The sequence below is a fragment of the Nonomuraea roseola genome, from assembly GCF_039535395.1.
GTDB classification, from domain to species: Bacteria; Actinomycetota; Actinomycetes; order Streptosporangiales; family Streptosporangiaceae; genus Nonomuraea; species Nonomuraea roseola.
The window spans coordinates 81,094-103,276 of sequence record NZ_BAAAXC010000011.1 but is presented as its reverse complement, the minus strand read 5'-3'; the positions used below and the strand labels follow the sequence as shown (position 1 = coordinate 103,276).

Genomic DNA, 22,183 nt, shown 5'->3' with positions numbered 1-22,183 from the left:
GTCGGACGGCGCGGGGTTCGGGTTCCCCTCATCGCCATGCGTTGGGCCTGCCATGCCCCATGGCCGTACGGCTCAGCCGTCCTGCGCGCCGACCTTTGGCTTCTCACGAAGGGAACCGTCCTGTGACCACCTCGCCTTCACTGATCACCGGCAGGCAGCGGTTGATCCTGCTCGTCCTGCTCGGCGCCGGGTTCATGCTGTCCGTCGACTTCTCGATCCTGAACGTCGCGCTGCCGGAGGTCGGCGCGGGCGTCGGGATGGGACTGACAGGGCTGCCCTGGATCACCTCTGCCTACGCCCTGCCCGCGGCCGGATTCACCCTGCTGTTCGGCCGGTTGGCGGACCTGTTCGGCCGCCGCAGGCTGTTCATGTCCGGCATGATCCTGCTGACCGTGGCCTCGTTGCTCGGCGGCTTCGCGACCACCCCCGACCTGCTGCTGACCGCCCGGGTGCTGCAGGGCTTCGCCACCGCGATGACGATCCCCGCGTCGCTGTCGCTGCTCACCACCACGTTCACGGAGGGCGCGACGCGCGACCGCGTCCTCGGCTTCAACGGCGCGCTGCTCTCGGCCGGCTTCACCATCGGCGCGCTGGTCGGCGGCAGCCTCGTCAGCCTGCTGAGCTGGCAGGCCGCGTTCTTCATCAACGTCCCTGTCGCCCTGGTCATCCTGCTGCTCACCCCCTTCGTGGTCAGCGAGAGCAGGCTGCCCGACCGGGTGAAGCTGGACCTGCCTGGAGCGGTGACGGTGACCGGCGGCCTGCTGGCCGTGATCTACGCGGTCATCGAGAGGAACCTCCCCTCGGCCGTCATCGGCGTGCTGCTGCTGGCCGCGTTCTGGATGATCGAGCTGCGTTCGCCCGCGCCGCTCGTCCCTGTGCGCATCCTCAGGCGGCCCACGGTGAAGTGGGGCAACTACGCGGGGTTCGTGGTCTTCACCATGGAGACCGCCATGATCTTCCTGACCACGCTCTACCTCCAGCAGACCCTCGGCTTCTCCCCGCTGGTCACCGGCCTGATCTTCGGCGTCCCCGGCCTGGCGGCCGTGGCGGCCGGGGTGATCGCCGGCCGCTTCATCGGGCGCTTCGGCACCCGCAAGGTCCTCACCCTGGGCCTGGCCGTGCAGGGCCTGGCTACCCTCCCGCTGGTCTTCCTCGGCGCCGACCGAATGGCGCTCGTGGTTCTGATCCCCGCGCTGTTCATCGGGTTCTTCGGGCACGTCACCTCCATCGTGGCCTACACGGTGACAGGGACCTCGGGGCTGCCGGACGAGGAGCAGGGCCTGGCCACGGGCCTGACCTCGATGACCCAGCAGGTGGCCATCACCGTCGGTATCCCGATCCTGAGCGCGGTCGCCGCGACGCGGAGCGTGGAACTGACCGGCATCCACCTCGCGCTGAGCGTGAACGTGGCCGTGACGCTCCTCAGCGTGGTCCTCGTCTGGTTCGGGCTACGTCCGCGCGGCGAGCGCCGTACGGCGGCGGCGGCCGTACCCGCATGGAAGGAAGCCGAGAGGGAAGTGGCCGCCTCCTCGGACTGAGTCGCCCCCAGAGCGGCGAGGGATGGGTGCGAACCGCGCGTCCCTTTCTGCCGCCCATGGTCAGACGAACCGTCCCACGTCGAGGAGTTGTTGCGTAGCGCTCCGCCGGAGCTCACGCAGGCAGGAGCTCGCCGACGAGCTTCTCGATCCTGGTACGGATCTCGTCGCGGATCGGCCTGACCGCCTCGATGCCCTGCCCGGCGGGGTCGTCGAGCTTCCAGTCCTCGTAGCGCTTGCCGGGGAAGATCGGGCAGACGTCGCCGCAGCCCATGGTGATGACCACGTCGGAGGCCTGCACGGATTCCGGTGTGAGGATCTTGGGCTTCTGATCAGCGATGTCGATGCCGACCTCGCGCATCGCCTGGACGGCGACCGGGTTGACGCCTTCCGCGGGTGCCGAGCCCGCCGAGCGGACCTCGATCCGGTCGCCGGCCAGGTGGCTGAGCCATCCTGCGGCCATCTGGGAGCGTCCGGCGTTGTGCACGCAGACGAACAGGACGCTGGGCTTGTCGGTCATCAGACGGTTTCCTTTGCGGGGTAGAAGCGGCGGCGCGCCCACAGCGAGACGTAGACGAGCGCGACCAGCACCGGGACCTCGATCAGCGGGCCGACCACCCCGGCCAGCGCCTGGCCCGAGGTGACGCCGAAGACGCCGATCGCCACGGCGATGGCGAGCTCGAAGTTGTTGCCCGCAGCGGTGAACGCCAGCGTCGTGGTCCTGTCGTACGGCAGGCCGATGCCTTTACCGAGGGCGAAGGAGCCGGCCCACATGAGGGCGAAGTAGACCAGCAGCGGCAGCGCGATCCTGGCCACGTCGCCGGGCTGGGAGGTGATGGTGTCGCCCTGCAGGGCGAACAGGATGACGATGGTGAACAGCAGGCCGTACAGCGCGATCGGGCCGACGCGCGGCAGGAAGCGGCTCTCGTACCAGTCGCGGCCCTTGCCGCGCTCGCCGAGCCTGCGTGACAGGTAGCCGAGCAGCAGCGGGATGCCGAGGAAGACCAGGACGCTCTCGGCGATGTCCCCCATGGACACGTTCAGGCTGGCGCCTTCGAGGCCGAGCCAGCCGGGCAGGATCTCGAGGTAGAACCAGCCGAGCGCGGCGAAGGCGACGACCTGGAAGACGGAGTTGATGGCCACCAGGACGGCGGCGGCCTCGCGGTCGCCGCAGGCCAGGTCGTTCCAGATGAGGACCATGGCGATGCAGCGGGCCAGGCCGACGATGATCAGGCCGGTGCGGTACTCCGGCAGGTCGGGCAGGAAGGTCCAGGCCAGGGCGAACATCACGGCGGGACCGACGACCCAGTTGATCACCAGGGATGAGATCAGCAGCCGCCGGTCGCCGGTGACGGTGTCGAGCCGGTCGTAGCGGACCTTGGCCAGCACCGGGTACATCATCAGCAGCAGCCCGAGCGCGATCGGCAGCGACACCTGGCCGATCTTGACGGTGTCCAGGGCGTCGTCGAGAACGGGGACCGTCCGGCCGAGCAGCAGACCGAGGGCCATGGCCAGGCCGATCCACACGGGCAGGAAGCGGTCGAGCCGTGACAGCCCGCGCATCACCTCGGTGTTCTCGGCCAGGACAGTGGGTGACGCCATGGACTTCCTTCGTTCGAGGTGGTCGGCCAGGTCAGGGCCTGGCAGCGGGAGCGCGGTCCAGCTGGGCGAACAGGGTGACGCGGTGTCCGCACGAGGTCTGCGGCGGGCTGGTCGGACATGGGCGGTCCCGGCGCCGATCCGGCGCACTCGTCGTTTGAGGGCCCACATATAGACACACATCTATTTTCATGGAGGTCTATATGTTTGTCCAGCCCGCTCCCATGGCGCTGACCTGTTACGGCAGATCAGCCACGCGGCGCATACATGATCACGGCGACACCGGCCAGACAGACCAGCGCGCCGATGACGTCCCATCGATCGGGTCGGAAGCCGTCGACGACCATGCCCCACGCGAGGGATCCAGCGACGAACACGCCGCCATAGGCGGCCAGGATGCGGCCGAAATGGGCGTCGGGCTGCAGCGTGGCCACGAACCCGTACAGGCCGAGCGCGACGACACCGGCACCGATCCAGATGATGCCGCGCTGCTCGCGGACGCCCTGCCAGACCAGCCACGCTCCGCCGATCTCGGCGAGCGCGGCCAGGGCGAACAGCAGCAGGGAGCGGGCGACAGTCATGACCGGTAGTGCAGCACACCCCGGCGGCCGCTGTGCCATCGGGTCACGGCGGGACGGCCGATGTGACGTCGACCTCGCGCGGACCATCGGTCATGCGGGGGTGAGCTCCAGCTCGACCGGGCTGTCGGACGCGGGCGCGGTGAGCGGCGCGAAGAGCGCTCCCAGCCTGTTCACCGCCTCGGGGATGATCCGGTAGTAGACCCAGGTGCCCCTGCGCTCGCCGTCGATCAAGCCTGCCGTGCGCAACACCTTGAGGTGGTGGGAGATGGTCGGGGCGGTCAGGTCGAAGGCGTCGGTGAGGTCGCACACGCAGGCCTCGCCGCCCGCGTGTGAGCCGATCATCGACAGCAGGCGCAGCCGGACGGGGTCGGCGACGGCCTTGAGCATGACCGCGAGGTCGGCCGCGTCGGTCTCCGACAGCGGCTCGCGCGCGATCGGCGCGCAGCACTGGATCGTGACGGCGGTCATGCGACACCCCTTACTTCGAAACCTGTCGAAATTATAGGTGATGGTAGGCGACCAGGGCCAACGCGGAGATCACGCAGGCCGTGGATACCGTGTCCATCACCCGGAGATAGCACCGTCTGGCGAGCGCGACCCCGAAACCCGTCTGCGCAGGGCACGGTGTCCATCACCCGGACATAGCCCGCCGCCTGGGCGAGCGCGACCGCCTCCGAAACCCGTCGCGCGGCCGACGGCGCAGGGCACCGTGTTCCCGGTCGGCGGTAGCACGCCGTACCCGATGTCTGGATGACGGCCGGCGCGGCCGGAACGTGGCTGACCGCCGCCCCGATCCCTGGGGCGGCGGTCTCGGCGGTGGGGCTCACCCCGGCCCGCCGGAGCCGGAGTGCGACCGGCCGCGGTCGCGGAGGAGGCGCACGATCCCTGCTTTCAGCCGCAGCAGCCGCCGCCGTCGGTGGAGGCGCCGACGCTCGCCAGCGCGAGGGGCGTGGCCAGCAGGCCGCCGCTGATGCCGGTGGCCAGGCCGACGCGCTGCTCTTGGGCCTCGGCGAGGTTGGAGGAGCACACGCCGGTCTCGGGCAGGTCGAGCTGCACGTCTCGTGCGGCCTGCCAGTCCCCGGCGATCGCCGCGACGACTGAGCGGACCTGCTCGTAGCCGGTGGCCATCAGGAAGGTGGGGGCGCGGCCGTAGCTCTTGACGCCGACGGCGTAGTAGCCGGGCTCGGGGTGGGCGAGCTCGTCGACGCCGTGGGCGGGGACGGTGCCGCAGGAGTGCTGGTTCGGGTCGATCAGCGGGGCCAGTTGTCGGGTGGAGCCGAGGATCGGGTCCAGGTCCAGGCGCAGCTCGGAGGCGATGGTGTGGTCGGGCCGGTAGCCGGTCGCGGCCACGATGCGGTCTGCCGTGACGGACTGCTCGGCGCCGGACGGGTCATGGCTGACCACGGTCACCTGGTCGCCGCTCCGGGTGAGGGAGTGGGTGTAGAAGCCGGTCAGCAGGTGGATGCGGCCTGACTCGACGTGGGCGCGCAGGCGGGTGCCGAGCGCGCCGCGCGCGGGCAGCGCGTCGGCCGCGCCGCCGCCGTAGGTACGGGCGGCGCCGCCGGCGCGGATCGCCCAGGTGATCGGGGTGTCCTCCAGCTGTGCGAGGGCGAGCAGGGTGGTGGCGGCCGAGTGGCCGGCGCCGACGACGAGGGTGTGTCTGCCCTCGTAGCGCTCGCGGTCGGCGCCGAGGACGTCGGGCAGGGCGTGGTCGACTTCCACGGTGTTCTCGCCGTATGCGGGCAGGCCGCTGGCGCCCAGGACGTTCGGTGTGACGTAGGTGCCGGAGGCGTCGATGATCGCGCGGGCGCGCAGCTCCGCGCCGCCGTCGAGCCGGATCAGGAACGGGACGTCTTCGCGGCCGTTGGTCCGGACCCGGTCGTAGCCGAGGCGGCTGATGGCCGTCACCTTGGTGTGCAGCCGTACCTTGTCGCCGAACAGTTTGGCCAGCGGGGCGAGGTAGTCGGTGATCAGCTCGGCTCCGGTGGGCAGCCACTCGGGGTCGGGCTCGCTCCAGCCGTCGGCTTCCAGCAGGCGCTTGGCGGCGGCGTCGATGTTGAACTTCCACGGGCTGAAGACCCGGACGTGGCCCCACTGGGCGACCGAGGCGGCGACCTGCCGGCCGGCCTCCAGGATCAGGAAGTCCTGGCCGCGCTCGGCCAGGTGGGCGGCGGCGGCGAGCCCGACGGGACCGGCGCCGATCACCGCGACCGGCAGCGCGCCGGTGGCGCCGGAGGTGGCGATCTGCTCAAGTTCAAGGGACGCGGTGGTGCCGCAGCAGCTGTCGCTCATGTGGGCTTCTCCTGGGTCTCTGAAGGGTTAGCGGAAGAGCGGGAGGGAGGTGCGCGAGCGGTCCGCGGCGGCGGCCGCGCGGCACGCGGCGTCGCACACCACGGCGTGTGCCTCGTCGAGCGTGACGTTCTGAACGCGGCGGATCCGGCGGAACAGAGCGCGCATCGCGCACCTCCTGTTTAGAAGTTCGTCGAAGTAGTTGGCAGCTTGCCTCATTGATTAGAGAGATGTCAAATTAGAGGAGCGCCTAACCCCGCCCACCACGAGACCGGCTGGTCGACTACCGACGTCCTCCTCAAGAAGGGGTCTCGTCTATGTCCTCGCAGGAGAAGCGGGGATCCTTGCCACGAAGCGTGCGCCCTGCCCGGAGTCTTCGATGGCGAGCGTCCCGCCGTGATGTTCGGCGATCTGCCTGGCGATCGCCAGGCCGAGTCCCGTGCCGCCGGTGTCCTTGTTACGGGCGGCGTCGAGCCTGGCGAAGCGCTGGAAGATGAATTCCCGCTGCTCGACAGGGATCCCGGGGCCGTCGTCGCTCACCTGGAGCGCGACGTGCCCGTTCTCCCGCAGGACAACTCGCAACTCCACCAGATCGTCTGCGATTCACCGGGCTTCCCGGACGCATGCATGATCATCGTCGCCATGCGGATCTCCGTGCGCGGAGGCCAGTGGATCATCTACGGCGCCGATCCCGTCGTAGAGGTTGGTGAGTAGCCGGATGAGCTGGAGCCGGTCACCGGTGACCACAGCGCCGGGATGGAGTCTCGTGACGATGGTCCTTTGATGGACGCGGCGGGCGAGTTCGGAGCCGACCAACTCGCTCAGGTCCACCAGATCGGTGGCACCGCCGGCTCCGGCGTCCAGACGGCAGAGCGCGAGCAGATCGGTGACGATCGCCTGGAGTCGTTCGAGGCCGGCCAGTTGGGCCTGTGCCATGGCGGGCCAGTCGGCCTCGCTGGGGTATAGCAGCGCCTCTTCCACCTGGGTGCGCATGGCGGTGATGGGGCTGCGCAGGTCGTGGGAGGCGTCCGAGGCGAATCGCCGTTCCCTCTCGACCGCCGCCTGAAGCCGGTCCAGAGTCTGGTTGACGATCTGGGCCAGTTTCTGGATCTCGTCGCGATGCCTCGGCTCGGGCACCCGCCGTCCCAGATCAGTCGAGGTGATCTCGGCCAGTTCGGCGCTGATGGCCTCGACGGGATCGAGGGTCTTGCTGACGGTGCGGTAGGCGCCGATCGCAGTGGCCCCGACCATAAGCGTCGACCCGCCCACAAGTGCGGCGAGGAGTGAGCGACTGATGTACCACGGCACGACGGGATCGGCGCCGTAGATGATCCACTGGCCTCCGCGCACGGAGATCCACGATGATCATGCATGCGTCCGGGAAGCCCGGTGAATCGCAGACGATCTGGTGGAGTTGCGAGTTGTCCTGCTGTGGGGTGAAGGAGGCGAGTCGTGGTTTGCCGATCATAGGCGCGTTCGCCGCCATGATCCGGCCGCCAGGGTCCACCACCTGGATGGCGGTGACATGCTCGTCTCTGATCACGGGCGAGAGCCTGTCGCCTTCGATGAGGTGCGCCATCCGCAGGGTTGAATCGTGGAGTAGCCGGTCGATCCGCTCGTCCACTGCGCGTTCGTGTCCGGCTATCAGGATCAGCGCGCAGATGCCCGCGCACAGTAGCGCCATCACGGCACTCGACAACAGCGTCAGCCGTGTTCGCACTGACCAGTTGTGCCGTAGGCTCACCGTCTTCTCCGCCTTCCCTCCTGGTCACGCTAGTGCGATGACCACTTAGGTTCACCGGATCTTCTGGGACGCGCCGTGCGGCTTGCGCGGGTTTTGCCGGGTTGTCCTCCACTGTCGTATCGATACGAACGATGACGAGCAGAGGAGAAGCGCATGGCGGAGCCTGTGCGGGCTCGGCGGCTGTCCGATCATGAAGGTCAGACCCGGCAACGGCTGGTCCGGCGAGGCAAGCACGACTCGATCCGGGTCCGCAGGGCGCTGATCGTCATGGCGTCGTCCAGCGGCACAACGGTGGCGGCGATCGCGCGGTCGCAGCCGATGAGGACACCGTGCGCGATGTCATCCACGCCTTCAACGAACGGGGCCTGGCCGCGCTGGACCCTAACCGGGCGGGAGGCCGTCCCCGCCGCATCACCTCGGGCGATGAGGACTTCATCGTCGCGACGGCCACCACCCGGCCCGAGGAACTGGGTCGGCCCTTCACCCGCTGGAGCATCCGCAAGCTCGCCGATTACCTGGCCGACACCCCGACCCGCGTCGTGATCGTCGGTCGCGAGCGGCTGCGGCAGTATTTACGCGAACACAAGATCTCCTTCCAGCGCACCCGGACCTGGAAGGAGTCGGCCGACCCCGACCGGGAGGCCAAGCTGGACCGGCTCGAGGAGGTCACCACCCGCTTCCCGACCCGGTGTTTTGCCTTCGACCAGTTCGGGCCGCTGTCGATCCGGCCGCAGCCCGGCTCCAGCTGGGCCGAGCAGAGCAAACCAGAACGCCGGCCGGCCAGCTACACCCGCACCCACGGAGTGCGCTACTTCCACGGCTGCTACAGCCTGGGCGACGATCAGCTGTGGGGCGTGGGGCGTGGGGCGTGGTGCGTGAGCGCAAGGGCGGCGCCAACACGCTGGCCGCCCTGAAGACGATCCGCCAAGCCCGCCCGGACGGCGCACCGATCTACCTCATCTGCGACAACCTGTCGGCCAACAAGACACCGGCCATCCGCGCCTGGGCTGCGGCGAACAAGGTCGAGATTTGTCTGACGCCGACCAGCGCCTCGTGGGCCAACCCGATAGAAGCCCAGTTCGGGCCGTTGCGCACCTTCGTGATGAGCAACTCCAACCATCCCAACCACGTCGTGCAGACCCGCAAACTCCAGGCCTACCTACGCTGGCGCAACGCCAACGCCCGCCACCCCGACGTCCTAGCCGCTCAACGCCGCGAACGCGCCCGGGTCCGCAGCGAAAAGCAGCGGCGCTGGGGCCGCCCCGCCACGCGAGCCGCATGATCATCCAAGCCGGTGAACGATCGTGGTCACCGCACTAGGCACCCGTCGTTTCGGGTAGAGACGGCCGATGGGCAAGACGCCGCAAAAAGTCGTGAATAGCGGGATTGGCCCCGCGAACCGGTCAGGCGGGTGGTCGCGTCGGGGGGAACGCGCCGGTCGACTGGACCGGCAAGCCAGTGAGGAGGGCTCTGGTCAAGCGAGGCGGGTCAGTGTCCGCTGTCGCCCAGGATCTTGAAACGGCAGAAAAGCCGCGAAGGATGGCCGTTCTGAGTCTCGATCATCTGAAGATCGGCTGGGAGGCTGGGCACGCCCAGGTTGCTGGTCGGCGTAGGCGAAGCCGCCCAGGGACAGGCGAATGGGTGACTGCTCTCGAGTACTGAGCTGGCTTGTGCCCGGCGGCGAGCGTCCGCGAGACGGACGCGATCACGGAGCCCTCGGCGCCATGGTTCGTATCCCATGGCGGGAGAATCCGATGCCGACATCACCGGTGACGCCTCGAGCAGCCGTCTGACTGACACTTACCTGCACACAGAGGGATCACTACTTCCATGGCATTGACGTTCGGCCGTATAGCGCGTCCTGTTCGCATCGGGCTGGCAGTGGCGCTCGGCGCCGCCCTGTCCTTGGGGGCCGCCGCCCCGGCGTCGGCTGACCCCGGGACCGCTCCGGTGAAGGAGGCCACGAGCATCGCCGACCATCGGGTGAAGCTCTACGAGCTCCTGACGAAGGACGGGGGCTTCTTCTACACCGCCAGCGAGACGGAGAAGGAAAGGGCGGTCACCGCACACGGCTGGTCTGTGACGAAGACGCCGATGTATTACCTGTCGTCTGCTCCGTTCCCGGGCGGCAAGCCGCTCTACCGGTTGCGCTGGACGCACAAGGCGTCGTACATCATCACCGGATCCGACTCCGAGCGTGAAAAACTCGTCGCCTCGGGCAGCTTCCGGTACGAGGGCGTCCTCGGGTACGCGCCGTCGGCCAAGTCGGGGAAGGTCGTGAAGATCTTCCGCTTGACCAACAACGGCAGGTGGCGCCTGGCGATCGAAGCGCACACCGAGAAGATCCTGGCGAACGAGCCGGGTTGGAAGCTCGACGGCCCGCTGCTGTATCAGTTCACGCAGGCCCGCTGACTACGCCGTGGTGCGCGCCGGTAGGCGGCGCGCACTCGGGCGTGCCCAGCAAGGCAACGGGCGAGCGGTTCGCGCTCGCTCGTCGGCCGGGCGATTCTCCGGTGCAACGCCTCGTCCACCGTGGTGGAATTGCACGACCCCTGGCTGTGGCGCGGAACCGTGTGAGCCATCCGGGGCTCAGCTAAGTGGCTTGGAATTCCAGCGGTCGTTCGCCTCCAACACCCTGCGTGGGGCGGGCCGGAACGCCGCGCACGTCGCCGCCCCGATGGCAGCCCACGCCGATGGTGCTCCGGCAGCGTACGGCCTGTGCCCCGCCAGGGCCCGGTGGGGGCACCACCGGGACGCTGCCGGGTCTACCACGCCTGCGGCGAGGTTCGCGGGACCGGCGCTCACTGCTTGCGAGGCTGGCTGAAGCGCAGCATGTTCCCTGAGGGATCGCGGAAGGCGCAGTCACGCACGCCGTACGGCTGGTCGACCGGCTCCTGCAGCACCTCCCCACCCGCGGCGCTGATGCGCTCGAAGGTGGCGTCGCAGTCGTCGGTGGTGAAGATGACACCGCCCAGCAGGCCCTTCGCCAGCAGTTCCGCCATGGCCTTCCTGTCGGAGGGCGAGGCGTTCGGGTCCGCGAGAGGCGGTTCGAGGACGATGTCCACATCGGGCTGCGACGGCGCCCCGACGGTCACCCAGCGCATCCCCTCGAACCCGACGTCATTGCGCACCTCCAGGCCGAGAGCGTCCTGGTAGAAGGCGAGCGCCTTGTCGTGGTCGTCGACGGCGATGAAGCACTGCGAAAGCCTGATGTCCATGCGTTTCACGCTACGGACCAGGGGCCAGTTTCGCTTCTCCGTTCCTGACCGGGCGCGTGTGGATCTTCGCGACGCAGGCCGGGATGGCGGCGCCCTCGTCATGGCGGCGGGCCCGGTATGCGCTCGGGCTCTCGCCGACCAGTTCGCTGAAGCGCGAGCTGAACGACCCCAGCGATGTGCAGCCGACCGCGAAGCACACCTCCGTCACCGTCAGGTCACCTCTGCGCAGCAGCGCCTTGGCCCGCTCGATCCGGCGCGTCATCAGGTAGCTGTACGGCGTCTCACCGAAGGCGGCGCGAAAGCTGCGGGAGAAATGGCCCGGCGACATGAGGGCGAAACGCGCCAGCGCGGGAACGTCGAGCGGGTCGGCGTAGTCGCGATCCATCAGGTCACGGGCCCGGCGCAGCCGGACGAGGTCCTCCAACGTCACCTCACCACCATCCCACAGCGCCGGGCGCCCGCCGGTGCCGGCGCACAGCTACGAGCGCGGAAGGGGGACGGAGTCCGCGGCTGTGGGATCTGCTCTCCATGGGGTCTCTTCGCTGCGCTCAATGCGGGGATTCATAGACGGCTATGCATGAAGTCGCCGGAACTAATGGACTTTGTTTCGCCTACTTTTTTCGAGCTAGAGTCGTGCGACGCGGGGCAGGGGAGACCGCCCGTAGGAAGGAGCGGCATGTCGGACCCATCGAGTCCCGCCAACCTGCGCGAGCAGGCCCTGAGTCTGCTGGCGAGTGGCGAGGCCACGTCCCGTGCCGATCTCGTGGAGACCCTGCGGGTCGCGCCCTCTACCGTCTCCAGCGTGGTGCGACGCCTGCTGGAGGAGGGCGCCATCCTCGAGGAGGGCATGGGCCGCTCCACCGGTGGACGGCGGCCGCGGATCCTGCGCCTGCGCGATGCCGGCGGCGTCCTCGCCGTGTGCGAGCTGGGCGCCAGGCACGCCCGCATCGGCCTGTGCTCACCCGACGGCCGGCTGCTCGCCACGGAGGAAGTGGCCATCGAGATCGGGGCAGGCCCTGTGGAGGTCTTCGACACCGTCGCGCAGGCGTTCGGGCGGATCAGGGCGGCGACCGCGCCGGGCCAGGCGCTGCTCGGGATCGGCTTGGCGCTGCCGGGACCCGTTGAGTACCCGCACGGACGGCTGATCGGCCCGGCCCGGATGCCCGGCTGGAGCGGCTTCGACGCGCAGGCCGACCTGAGGGAACGCTTCAACGTGCCGGTCGTCGTCGACAACGACGCCAAGACGGCCGCGATCGGCGAGTACATCACCCGCGGCAGGGACACCGGCGACATGATCTACGTCAAGGCCGGCACCGGCATCGGCGGGTGCCTGGTCAGCGGTGGCCGGATCCACCGCGGGGGCCGCGGGCTCAGCGGAGACGTCACCCACGTCCGCGTGGCCGACAGCGGCGAGCGCGAGTGCTCCTGCGGCAGCCGCGGCTGCCTGGAGACCGTCGCCGGCGGCGCCGCCCTGGCCCGCCAGCTGGGGGAGCGGGGCCTGCCGGTGAGCACGACCCGTGACGTCATCGCCGCGACCGTCAACGCCGAGCCCTCGGTCGTGACGATGGTGCGCCACGCCGGCGGGCTGCTCGGGGTCGCCCTGTCCGGGCTGGTCAACTTCCTCAACCCCGACGCCGTCGTCATCGGCGGAGCGCTGTCCAGCCTCGACGTCTACGTGGCCGCGGCCAGGAGCATGCTCTACGAGCGCTGCCTGCCGTCCATGACCCAGTCCCTGTCCATCGAGGCCGGCATCGCGGGCCCGGATGCGGCCCTGACCGGCCTCGGACATCTGGTGCGCGCGAAGGCCGACGTCCGATCCTCCTGAGGAGCCCCGCCCGTGCCCCATCCCCTTCGCGTCGCCGTCGGCGGCGTGCACATCGAGTCCAGCACGTTCTCGCCGCACCTGAGCACCGCCGACGACTTCGACGTCACCCGCGGCGACAGCCTCCTGGCACGGTACGGCTGGCTCTCACCCGCCGAGCCGTGGGCCGCCGACGTCGAGTGGATACCGCTCGTCCACGCGCGCGCCCTTCCCGGAGGTGCGGTCGCCCCCGACACCTACGACGCCTGGCACGCCGAGATCCTCGACGGGCTGACCGCTGCAGGACCCCTGGACGGCGTGCTGCTCGACATCCACGGCGCGATGAGCGTCGCCGGCCGCGACGACGCCGAGGGCGACCTCGTCACCGCCATCCGGTCGGTCATCGGCCCTGAACCGTTCGTCTCCGCGGCCATGGACCTGCACGGCAACGTCTCCCACGCCCTGTTCGACGGGTGCGACCTGCTCACCTGCTACCGCACCGCGCCCCACGTCGACGTGTGGGAGACCCGTGAGCGCGCGGCGCGCAACCTGGTCGACGCGCTCCGCCGCGGACAGCGCCCGCACAGGGCCCTCGTCCACGTGCCGATCCTGCTGCCAGGAGAGATGACCAGCACCCGGCTCGACCCGGCCAGAGGGCTGTACGCCCGCATCCCTGAGATCGAGTCCAGGGAAGGCGTCATCGACGCGGCGATCTGGATCGGCTTCGCCTGGGCCGACGAGCCCCGCTGCAGCGGCGCCGTCGTCGCCACGGGCACCGACGCCGCCGTCACCGCCGAGGCGGCGCGCGAGCTCGCCGAGCACTTCTGGGCGGCGCGCGACGAGTTCGCCTTCGTCGCCCCCACCGGCTCCATGGACGAATGCCTCACCGAGGCCATGGTGGCGGTCAAGGATCCCGCCCGGCGGCCGTTCTTCATCAGCGACTCCGGCGACAACCCCGGAGCCGGTGGCGCCGACGACGTCACCTTCGCCCTCGAACGGACGCTGGCTCGCCCGGAGATCGCCGACGGCTCGATCCGGGCCGTGTACGCCTCGCTGGTCGACCCCGAGGCCGTGGCGCGGGTCGCCGCCCTGCCGCTCGGCTCACCGGTCAGCGTACGCGTCGGCGGACGCATCGACTCGCGGGATCCGGGCCCGCTTCCGCTCGAAGGCGTCCTGGAGGCGGTCGCCGACGACCCCGACGGCGGGCGGTGCGCGAGCGTGCGGGTGGGCGGGCTCAGCGTGTTCGTCACCTCCCGGCGGATGCAGTACCGCGAGCTGGCCTCCTACACCCGGCTCGGTGTCACCGTGAGCACGGTGGACCTCGTGGTCGTGAAGATCGGCTACCTGGAACCGGAGCTGTTCGACGCAGCGGGGGACTGGCTGCTGGCCCTGACGCCGGGCGGCGTCGACCAGGACCTGCAGCGGCTGCCGTACGAGCGCCTGCTCCGGCCGATCTTCCCCCTGGAGCGCGGCTTCGCCGCGGACCTCACCGTCGTCACACGGTGAGCCGGTGAACGGCGGGGAGCACGGGCGGCGGTGATGTGGCGTGGTGTGCGGCGCGTGCTGTAGTCCTCTTGCCGGGCGGTCGCGTGGGTGTCAGCCGTTAACGTGGAGCACGGCGGCGCCCGTCACTCGATCGGCGGCAAGGTCCGACAGCGCCGTGTCCGCCTCGTCGAGTTCGTAGGGCACGGTGGCGACGCGCAACGGGTGGTGGGCGGCGAACTCCAGCAGGGCCCGCCCGTCCGCCCGGGTGTTGGCGGTGACGCTGCGCAGGGTGCGCTCCTGGAACAGATGGTCCTGATAGACCAGCGGCGGGATGTCGGTCAGGTGAATGCCTGCCACGGCGAGGGTGCCTCCGCGGTCGAGGGCAGCCAGGGCCACGGGGACGAGATCGCCGACGGGAGCGAACAGGATGGCGGCGTCGAGCGGTTCGGGCGCTGCCGCGTAGACGGGCTGCGCCGAGGCGGCGCCCAGCTCCAGCGCCAGCCGCCGGGCCTCGGGTGCCCTTGTCATCACATGCACGGTGATCCCCTGAGCGAGGGCGACCTGCGTGGTGAGGTGGGCGGAGGCTCCGAAGCCGTAGACGCCCAGGCGCCCGCAGGGAGGGACGTCGGCGCGAATGAGCGCCCGGTAGCCGATGATGCCGGCACACAGCAGCGGGGCGAGGGCTGCGGCCGGCTGGTCGTCGGGCAGCGGGTAGACGAAGTCCTGCGGCGCGGTCAGGTACTCGGCGTAGCCGCCGTCGGTGTCCCATCCGGTGTACTGCGAGTACGGGCACAGGTTCTCGGCGCCGCGGGCACAGTAGCGGCACCTCCCGCAGGCGGCGCGTAGCCAGGCGACCCCCACCCGCTCGCCGTCCTGGAACCGGTCGGCGTCGGCGCCCCGCGCCGCGACCCGCCCCACGACCTCATGCCCCGGGACCGTGCCGGGGCGCCGAGGCGTCAGGTCCCCTTCGGCCAGGTGCAGGTCAGTACGGCAGACCGCGCACACCTCGACCCGGATGAGCACCTCGCCCCTGGCCGGTTCCGGCACGGGCAGGCGTACCCGTTCCAACGGCCCTGTCGTCATGGGACCTGGCCGCCGCACCACCCAGGCCGTCATCATGCGTCCCACCTCTCCATGGTCACATGCCACTCGTCACAGTTGCGCAGGGTGATGGTTCGGGCCGGCCCGGGTGAGCTCGACTAGAGTTCGATGACAGTCTCTTCCGGCCTGGAGTACCCATGCAGCACGACGACATCTTCGACAGGGGACTCCAGTTCGACATCTCGGCGCTGCTGGAACGCCGGAAGGTTCTGGGGCTGCTGGCCGGCGCCGGTTTGGCCACGCTGGCCGGCTGCGGCAGCGACTCGACCGGCACCGCGTCGAACACGTCCTCGAGCAGGCCGCCCAGCGCGTCGTCGAGCGCAGGCGCGTCCGCGTCGAGCGCAGGCGCGTCCGCATCGGGCGCCACGTGCGCGGAGATCCCGGAGGAGACCGCGGGGCCGTACCCGGGTGACGGCTCGAACGGCCCGAACATCCTCACTGAGAGCGGCGTCGTCCGCAGCGACATCCGCAGCAGCGTCGGCTCGGCCTCGGGCACCGCCGAAGGCGTGCCCCTCACTGTCGACCTGACCCTCCTCGACACCTCCAAGGACTGCTCGGCCCTGTCAGGCGCGGCGGTCTACCTGTGGCAGTGCGACCGCGACGGCAACTACTCGATGTACTCCGAGAGCATCGCGAGCGAGAACTACCTGCGCGGCGTCCAGGAATCCGACGGCGAAGGGAAGCTCACCTTCAAGAGCGTCTTCCCTGCCTGTTACACGGGACGGTGGCCGCACATCCACTTCGAGGTCTACCCGAGCCTGGCCAGGACCACGAGCCCCGACCACAAGATCGCCGTCTCGCAGATAGCGCTGCCCCGAGACATCTGCGAGGCGGTGTACGCGACAGACGGCTACAGCCAGAGCGTGCACAACCTGTCACAGGTGTCCCTGGACAGTGACGGCATCTTCGGCGACGGGCACACGAGCCAGCTCGGCACCGTCACCGGCAGCGTGAGCTCAGGTCTCGCCGTCAGCCTCTCGGTCGCCGTCTAACCGGCGTCCCCGAGCGGCCGACCGGACAGATCGAACAGGGCGGCCACCGCCTCGGATCGCGGTGAACGAGACAGTGCGCGGCCGGTTCCAGCGCCTCACAGCAGGGCAGGGGCGGACATCATGCGACACTGTGGCGGTGACGGCGATCTTCCGACGGCTGCCACCCACGCCGCCCGAGACCACTTCGGGCCGACGCACCGCCTTGAGCATCACCGGCCGGATGCTCGTCACCGGCGCCGCGGGTGGCGCCTTCACAGGGGTGATCACCGCACAGGTGTTCCTCATCAGCGCCCTTCCCGGCGCCGAACACGTGGACCGGCTCGCGTTCCTGGCAGGGCTGGCGCAGATCTCCCTGGTGGGCGGTGTCGTCGGGCTGTTCGCAGGGACATTGCTCGCTGTGCCCGCCCTGATGGTGCTCCTGCCGTTGGCCACATGGGCGGCCCGGCGCCGATGGCGGGCAAGAACGGCTGGCGCGGCCGCCTGCCTGCTGCCCGTGGCCGCCCTGAACGCGGCAGGAGTGATCGCCACAGAAGCACGAGACGGACTGCTGTGGCCGTTGCCCGCGTTGGCCGTCCCGGTCTTCGCGATGGCGATCGCCATCGGGCTGTGGCGCGGCCCCGGCCTTCTCCGGTATCGCACCGCCAGGCAAGCCCATCGCTGAGCTACAGGTGTGCATGGACATACTCCCGCTCACCCCCGTCGACAGCTCGATCTCCCGTGGCGGGCGTGCCCTCGAGGTGTCGGCGACCTTCACGGGCTGAGGCGCCACAGGGCCGCACCCTGGTTGTACACGGAGCTCGCGGGATCGCGAGGCCGGCGGATGGCGCCGAGCGCGTAGACGAGGCCGTCCTGTGCGACCAGGTCGTACACGACAGCGTGACCACCGCCGCGGACCGGAAGGCGTTCGCGCGTCCAGCGCCCGCCCGACAGGTGCCATATCTCGTCATCGGCTGTCGTCGCCCACAGACCGCCCGCTCCGTCGGGCATCGCTTCTTCGAAGCCGATCCTCTTCTCCTCTCGCGTGGTCGCCGGACCCCAGAAGCAGCTCCACCTGCCCGCCTGGCTGCGCATCGCGACGAGCCGGGCCAACGTCACGACCTTCTGGCCGTGGGGCTCGAGCTCTGCCCACTCGTACCTGCCGAGCACCCAGAACTCCGCCTCGCCCGTGCGTACCGCCGCCGACAGCTCGGTGAGGCCGGTGCCGGCCCAGAACGAGTCGTTGACCACGCGCTCGGCGTCCGGCGGCAGCGCGGGCCGCGGGAGCGGCACCTCCTGCCAGGCGCTTCCCGTCCACCGGGCCAGGCGCGGGACGCGGGTGGGGGAGTCGGGGCCGGAGTCCTTGCCGACAACCCACGGCTCCTCGTCGGTGCCGCCCACGAAGAGCGGGTTGGGAGCGGGCAGCCGCGCCGACTGCCACCCCGTCCTGCTCCACCGCATCGACCAGTCGCCCACCGTGGCCCACGACCCCCGTGCGCTCGCCCACGAGGCGCTGACGTCGGCGAACGCCACCTGCTCGTCCCGCCATGTCGAACCGTTCCAGCGCAGCAGTGACCACCCGGAGGCGCTGTCCGGGTCCTCCTGGAGGACCCACGGAGCGTCGGCGGAGGGCACCACCAGATTCTGGTCACCCTCGGGGGCGTCCTCGTCGGGCATCGTCGGCACCGGCGGCATCCGCAGTGGTCGCGTCCACGCCGTGCCGTCCCATCGCCGCGCCTGCTTCTTCCCGCTCTCCCATTCGCTGTACATGGCCCAGAGCGTGCCGTCGCGCAGGAGGCTGGCGTTGTGGAGGAAGCTTATGGGCTCGTCGCGCCAGAGCAACCGCCACCCCGAGCTTCGTACGGCGGCAGGCCGCAGCTGGTCGGCCGCCCGCGGGGCAGCCGCGCAACCCGCCTGCTCCGTCGGCGCGGGAAGCGGGCGTGCAGACGTGGGGGTGCTCGCGCGCTGGGGCGTCGTGGCCGTTCCACTCGCGCAGCCAACCAGGCTCAGCGCCAGTACGGCCGGCGCCGCTGTCCGCCACCCGTGCAATGCTCGGGAGTGAGTCATCCCGGCAGGGTAGATCATCATGGCGATCCGGGGCAGCACTCGGCTCGCGCCTACAACGGAGTCAACGTACGCCTATCTGGTGGTGCGGGCCCCGCCGACTGGAGGCTCCCGATGTCCTCGTCGTCTCGGGCGAGCGCGACTCGGCGGTGGTGCCGGCCGGCGGAGCCTGAAGCCGCGCGGTCACCATGCGCCGGAGGCGATCTGTCGGAGGCCGGCGGGCACGACAAGCGTGACTCCGAGATAACGGGGTAGCGGGACGACTGCCGCAGTAGCAGACGGGAGTCGCGCATGAGCACCATGGTGGGCAACTGGAAGATGGCGATCACCGACGGGTGCATGCCCGGCGATCAGCTCAGCCTGTTCAACATCAGCTCCTGCAACGCCCACGTCGAGCTGACGTTCTGTGCGGAGGGCGGTCAGCCGCTGGGGCCGTTCCGCTTGATCATTCCTCCGCAGCGCACGCAGTCTCCGATCTTGGAGGACCTGGTCGGTTCCGACCTCCCGTCCCCGAGCCTGCCGTATTCCGTCGTGGTCGTGTCGGACACGCCAGTGCTCGTGCAGCCCCACCCGGCGAACCAGGACGTGCCGAAGGCGCGGCGGCCGACGGCCTGACTGTGAACGGGACGCCAGCACGCCGGTGAGAGAACCTCGCCGTGGAGTCCGACAGGTGCGGCCGCCGAGACCCGTGTCCGGAGACGGCACGGGTCTCGGCGGCCGGGGGGACTCTCCGGGCGCGCCCTGGACTTTGGTAGGGCCGTCACGTCCAGCGCATCGAGATCGGCCAGGTCAGGGGGTGTGGAAGGCGACCTCGGGGTTGGCCGGGGACGGAGCGGTGAGCAACGGCTGCTTCCTGCCCTTCAGATGCAGGTCGAAGAAGGCGCCGACGTAGGCCCGCGTGATCTCCAGGGAGCGTTGCGGGGAGAGGGCGTCAGGGCCGGACAGGCCGGCCTCCTTCTGCAGGATCGACAGGTCGGTGAAACTCGTGTGATCGGTACGGGCGACGGTGAGCCAGCGCTTCCAGCCGCCCATGTTCGGCCAGCTGCCGTCCCAGGTGTGGTCCTTGCCTGGGATGTGGTCGGCCTGGCTGCCCAGCAGGAGGAAGGCACGATCGCCCAGGCTGTCGGCGGGAACCGTGGGGTGGAAGGTGCCGTCCAGGTTGGCCCCTGCCCGTACCCGTTTGTCGGCTGCCATGGTGGCGGCCGCGGCGTCGCCGCCGAGGGAGTGCCCGGCCATGCCGATCCGCTTCGAGTTGATCATGCGAGCGTTCTTCCAGACCGGACGGCGGTCGGTCAGTTCGTCGACGACGAAGGAGATGTCCTTGGTCCGGCTCCTGGTGATGGTCGCGAGCCCGCCCTCGGGCGGTTTGGGCTGGTCGCAGACGGGCGCGCAGGTGAGGGTGCGCCCGTCGGGGAAGGTCGTGCCGGACGACTCGTAGGCGTGGTCGACCAGCGCCACGACGTATCCGCGGCTGGCCAGGTCCTCGCCGAGGAAGGTGAGGCTGGCGCGCGGCAGACCCAGGCCGGGCGAGAGCACCACCAGCGGGAAGCGGCCCTTCTTCGGGCGGGCGCCGGTGTGCGCATGGGTGCGGGTGGCGGCCACCGTCTCGGGCGAGATGGTGGCGCCCGGAACCTTTCTCCGCAGCAGCGACGTGGCCTCCTCAATGGTCAGATAGGGAGAGGAAGCGCCGGTGCCGGACTGGGCGGGGTAGTACATCGACACCATCAACTGCCGCGCGCCCGCCTCCGGCACCCAGGGGTCCTTGCGCTCCTTGTCGACGAGATGCAGCGTGTCGCGTCCGACCAGGTACTGACCGGTCGGGCGGGGGAGTTCCAGCCGGACGTCCTCGGCGTGAGCGGAGGCGGCGGGGATGAGGCAGGCCGTCACCGTCAGGAGGGCGGCCGCCGCGAGTCGCGGCAGGAGTGCGCGACCAGTTGCTCCATGAATGTTCATCGGTTTCCTCTCGCTGTTCGTGAAGGGGGGCAGGGTGCGTTCACACGTCGCGGTGGCGCACCACGATCAGGGCCAGGACCACCGCGGCGAGCGGCCACAGCGCGAACACGAGCCACGAGCCCGCGATCGTGGGCAGGGCCGGCTCGGTGCGGGGATGCACAAGGGACAGGCAGGTACGCCAGACGTAGAAGGGGAACAGGGCGTACAGGTCGTTGGCCCACTGGTGCACGGTCGGCTTGAAGAAGGTCGGCAGGATGACCAGGACGGCGCAGACCGTGACGACGGTGGCCGCGGTGTGCCGCAACAGCGCGCCGATGCCCATGCCGATCAGCGTCGACACGGGGGCGAGCAGCGCGTTCGCGGCCAGGACGCGCAGCACACCGGGGTCGCCGATCGAGGCGCCGACCCCACGGCCGGACAGGATGGCCTGGCTCACGCCGTACGTGGCGAGGGCGAGGATCGTGCCGGTGGCGAGCATGACGCCCGTCGCGACGGCGGCCTTGGCCGCCACCACGCGCAGGCGCGCGGGGATCGCGATGAACGTGGTGCGGATCAGGCCACTGGCGTACTCGCCCGCGAGGGTCAGGGCGCCCACACTGCCCGCGCCGATCATCACCAGGACCGCGCTGAGACCGCTGAAGGCCTCCGTCATCGGGTTGAACCTGAGCTTCTCCATCGGGGTGAAGGTGGGCCAGGCGCCGTAGGCGTCGATGCTCGCCTGTACGGCAAGCGCGATCACGGCCAGCGCGCCGAGCCCGAGCACCCAGCGGGCCGAGCGCAGCGACCACAACTTGATCCACTCCGCGGCCAGCAGATCACGGAAACTGGGACGGGGAGCGGTGATCACCGGCGGTCACCGGCGAGGTACTCGGTGCGGCCGGCGGTCAGCTCCATGAACGCCGCTTCCAGCGACGCCGTGTGCGGTGCCAGTTCGTGGAGCATGATCCGGCGCTGATGGGCGAGCTCGCCGATGCGAGCCGCGCTCAGCCCGGTGACCGTCAAAGCCGCGCCCTCCGGCCGTACGACGGCGCCTTCGCGGGTCAGCACGGCGGTGAGTTCGGCGGGGGCGGGCGTGCGGACGGCGACGCCTGCGCGGGTGCCGCGCGCCGCGAACTCGGCGAGAGTCTGGTCGGCGATCAGCCGGCCGCGGCCGATGACGACGAGGCGGTCGGCGGTGTTCTCCATCTCGCTCATCAGGTGGCTGGAGACCAGGACCGTGCGTCCTTCGGTGGCCAGGCCCCTGAACAGGCCGCGCACCCACCGCACGCCTTCGGGGTCGAGCCCGTTGACCGGCTCGTCGAACAGCAGCACGGGCGGGTCGCCCAGCAGAGCGGTGGCGATGCCGAGCCGCTGCCGCATGCCGAGGGAGAACCCGCCGACCCTGCGGCGCGCGACGCCCTCCAGCCCCACCTCCTGCAACACCTCGGCCACCCTGCGGCGGGGCAGTCCGTTACCGCGGGCCAGCGCCCACAGGTGCGCGGCGGCGCTACGGCCTGGGTGCACGTCGCCCGCGTCCAGCAGCGCGCCGACGTGACGCAACCCGGCCCTGTGCCGCCCGAACGGCCGGCCGTCGATGGTGGCGCTCCCGCTGGTCGGCCGGTTCAGGCCGAGGATCATGCGCATCGTGGTGCTCTTGCCCGCGCCGTTGGGGCCGAGAAAACCGGTGACGTGCCCGGGACGCACCGTGAATGTCAGGTCGTTCACCGCCGTCGCGGCGCCGTAGCGCTTGGTCAGTCCGTTGACTTCGATCACCGGGCCAACGCTGCCGCAGGCCGTCCCCCTGGGGCATCTGGCCGTGGGCGGCATTCGGCGGCACGGGGGTGGCCTGCGGGCATACGCCGCCAG

Annotated in this window: 22 protein-coding genes and 1 pseudogene; 8 read left to right on the top strand and 15 right to left on the bottom strand. The window is 70.2% G+C overall.

Features of this window, described 5'->3' with window-relative positions; all coding sequences use genetic code 11:
- Positions 1-122 precede the first annotated feature (122 nt).
- On the top strand, positions 123-1,538 hold the full coding sequence (locus ABFX55_RS11805) for an MFS transporter (protein ID WP_346120370.1): 1,416 nt from the start codon (positions 123-125) through the stop codon (positions 1,536-1,538).
- Positions 1,539-1,650: 112 nt separating this feature from the next.
- Here ABFX55_RS11805 and ABFX55_RS11800 read toward each other — a convergent pair whose 3' ends face one another.
- The 8 genes from ABFX55_RS11800 to ABFX55_RS11765 form a co-directional block, all read right to left on the bottom strand.
- The gene (locus ABFX55_RS11800) at positions 1,651-2,055 is read right to left on the bottom strand and encodes an arsenate reductase ArsC (protein ID WP_346120368.1); all 405 of its coding nucleotides are present in this window, start codon (positions 2,053-2,055) and stop codon (positions 1,651-1,653) included.
- Positions 2,055-3,137 carry an ACR3 family arsenite efflux transporter gene (arsB, locus tag ABFX55_RS11795; RefSeq protein ID WP_346120367.1) on the bottom strand — a complete coding sequence of 361 codons (1,083 nt, stop codon included), beginning with the start codon at positions 3,135-3,137 and terminating at the stop codon, positions 2,055-2,057. Before arsB ends, ABFX55_RS11800 begins: the two co-directional genes overlap by 1 nt.
- A 245-nt stretch (positions 3,138-3,382) precedes the next feature.
- A complete protein-coding gene (locus tag ABFX55_RS11790; protein WP_346120365.1) occupies positions 3,383-3,715 on the bottom strand; it encodes a YnfA family protein in 333 nt (110 codons plus the stop codon).
- Between the two features lie 90 nt (positions 3,716-3,805).
- The gene (locus tag ABFX55_RS11785; protein WP_346120363.1) at positions 3,806-4,183 is read right to left on the bottom strand and encodes a metalloregulator ArsR/SmtB family transcription factor; all 378 of its coding nucleotides are present in this window, start codon (positions 4,181-4,183) and stop codon (positions 3,806-3,808) included.
- A 423-nt stretch (positions 4,184-4,606) separates the two neighbouring features.
- Positions 4,607-6,007, bottom strand: a complete 1,401-nt coding sequence (locus ABFX55_RS11780) for an FAD-dependent oxidoreductase (protein WP_346120361.1) — start codon at positions 6,005-6,007, stop codon at positions 4,607-4,609.
- A gap of 27 nt (positions 6,008-6,034) precedes the next feature.
- Positions 6,035-6,172 carry a hypothetical protein gene (locus tag ABFX55_RS11775; RefSeq protein WP_346120359.1) on the bottom strand — a complete coding sequence of 46 codons (138 nt, stop codon included), beginning with the start codon at positions 6,170-6,172 and terminating at the stop codon, positions 6,035-6,037.
- 147 nt (positions 6,173-6,319) lie between these two features.
- Positions 6,320-6,592, bottom strand: a complete 273-nt coding sequence (locus ABFX55_RS11770; protein WP_346120357.1) for an ATP-binding protein — start codon at positions 6,590-6,592, stop codon at positions 6,320-6,322.
- Between the two features lie 15 nt (positions 6,593-6,607).
- Positions 6,608-7,354, bottom strand: a complete 747-nt coding sequence (locus tag ABFX55_RS11765; RefSeq protein ID WP_346120355.1) for a histidine kinase dimerization/phospho-acceptor domain-containing protein — start codon at positions 7,352-7,354, stop codon at positions 6,608-6,610.
- A gap of 547 nt (positions 7,355-7,901) precedes the next feature.
- Between ABFX55_RS11765 and ABFX55_RS11760 the strand changes: the two are divergent.
- Together ABFX55_RS11760 and ABFX55_RS11755 are read left to right on the top strand one after the other, a co-directional pair.
- Positions 7,902-9,030, top strand: a pseudogene (locus ABFX55_RS11760) (IS630 family transposase).
- A 599-nt stretch (positions 9,031-9,629) separates the two neighbouring features.
- Positions 9,630-10,160, top strand: a complete 531-nt coding sequence (locus ABFX55_RS11755; protein WP_346120353.1) for a hypothetical protein — start codon at positions 9,630-9,632, stop codon at positions 10,158-10,160.
- Positions 10,161-10,549: 389 nt separating this feature from the next.
- Here ABFX55_RS11755 and ABFX55_RS11750 read toward each other — a convergent pair whose 3' ends face one another.
- Together ABFX55_RS11750 and ABFX55_RS11745 are read right to left on the bottom strand one after the other, a co-directional pair.
- Positions 10,550-10,966 (bottom strand): VOC family protein, encoded by a 417-nt coding sequence (locus ABFX55_RS11750; protein ID WP_346120352.1) that lies wholly within the window; start codon positions 10,964-10,966, stop codon positions 10,550-10,552.
- A 10-nt stretch (positions 10,967-10,976) separates the two neighbouring features.
- The gene (locus tag ABFX55_RS11745; RefSeq protein WP_346120449.1) at positions 10,977-11,351 is read right to left on the bottom strand and encodes a helix-turn-helix transcriptional regulator; all 375 of its coding nucleotides are present in this window, start codon (positions 11,349-11,351) and stop codon (positions 10,977-10,979) included.
- Between the two features lie 291 nt (positions 11,352-11,642).
- On the opposite strand from ABFX55_RS11745, the gene ABFX55_RS11740 reads away from it, so the two are divergent.
- Positions 11,643-12,791 (top strand): ROK family protein, encoded by a 1,149-nt coding sequence (locus ABFX55_RS11740; RefSeq protein ID WP_346120350.1) that lies wholly within the window; start codon positions 11,643-11,645, stop codon positions 12,789-12,791.
- 12 nt (positions 12,792-12,803) lie between these two features.
- The gene (locus tag ABFX55_RS11735; protein WP_346120348.1) at positions 12,804-14,273 is read left to right on the top strand and encodes a M81 family metallopeptidase; all 1,470 of its coding nucleotides are present in this window, start codon (positions 12,804-12,806) and stop codon (positions 14,271-14,273) included.
- A 90-nt stretch (positions 14,274-14,363) separates the two neighbouring features.
- Here ABFX55_RS11735 and ABFX55_RS11730 read toward each other — a convergent pair whose 3' ends face one another.
- Positions 14,364-15,371 carry a zinc-binding alcohol dehydrogenase family protein gene (locus ABFX55_RS11730; protein ID WP_379478978.1) on the bottom strand — a complete coding sequence of 336 codons (1,008 nt, stop codon included), beginning with the start codon at positions 15,369-15,371 and terminating at the stop codon, positions 14,364-14,366.
- 119 nt (positions 15,372-15,490) lie between these two features.
- On the opposite strand from ABFX55_RS11730, the gene ABFX55_RS11725 reads away from it, so the two are divergent.
- Both ABFX55_RS11725 and ABFX55_RS11720 read left to right on the top strand, forming a co-directional pair.
- A complete protein-coding gene (locus ABFX55_RS11725; RefSeq protein WP_346120347.1) occupies positions 15,491-16,345 on the top strand; it encodes an intradiol ring-cleavage dioxygenase in 855 nt (284 codons plus the stop codon).
- A gap of 136 nt (positions 16,346-16,481) precedes the next feature.
- Entirely contained in the window at positions 16,482-17,006 is a 525-nt protein-coding gene (locus ABFX55_RS11720) for a hypothetical protein (RefSeq protein ID WP_346120345.1), read from the top strand.
- A gap of 89 nt (positions 17,007-17,095) precedes the next feature.
- Here the strand turns inward: ABFX55_RS11720 and ABFX55_RS11715 are convergent, their stop codons facing one another.
- Positions 17,096-18,163, bottom strand: coding sequence for a hypothetical protein (locus ABFX55_RS11715; RefSeq protein WP_346120343.1), 1,068 nt, complete (start codon positions 18,161-18,163; stop codon positions 17,096-17,098).
- Positions 18,164-18,676: 513 nt separating this feature from the next.
- Between ABFX55_RS11715 and ABFX55_RS11710 the strand changes: the two genes are divergently transcribed.
- Entirely contained in the window at positions 18,677-19,000 is a 324-nt protein-coding gene (locus ABFX55_RS11710; protein ID WP_346120341.1) for a sensory rhodopsin transducer, read from the top strand.
- A gap of 174 nt (positions 19,001-19,174) precedes the next feature.
- Here the strand turns inward: ABFX55_RS11710 and ABFX55_RS11705 are convergent, their stop codons facing one another.
- From ABFX55_RS11705 to ABFX55_RS11695, 3 genes are read right to left on the bottom strand one after another with little or no spacing between them, the layout of a single operon-like run.
- Complete coding sequence (locus ABFX55_RS11705; RefSeq protein ID WP_346120339.1) at positions 19,175-20,338, bottom strand: alpha/beta hydrolase family protein; 1,164 nt, start codon at positions 20,336-20,338, stop codon at positions 19,175-19,177.
- Between the two features lie 40 nt (positions 20,339-20,378).
- The gene (locus ABFX55_RS11700; RefSeq protein ID WP_346120338.1) at positions 20,379-21,185 is read right to left on the bottom strand and encodes a hypothetical protein; all 807 of its coding nucleotides are present in this window, start codon (positions 21,183-21,185) and stop codon (positions 20,379-20,381) included.
- Positions 21,182-22,090, bottom strand: a complete 909-nt coding sequence (locus tag ABFX55_RS11695) for an ABC transporter ATP-binding protein (RefSeq protein ID WP_346120337.1) — start codon at positions 22,088-22,090, stop codon at positions 21,182-21,184. Before ABFX55_RS11695 ends, ABFX55_RS11700 begins: the two co-directional genes overlap by 4 nt.
- Between the last annotated feature and the right edge of the window lie 93 nt (positions 22,091-22,183).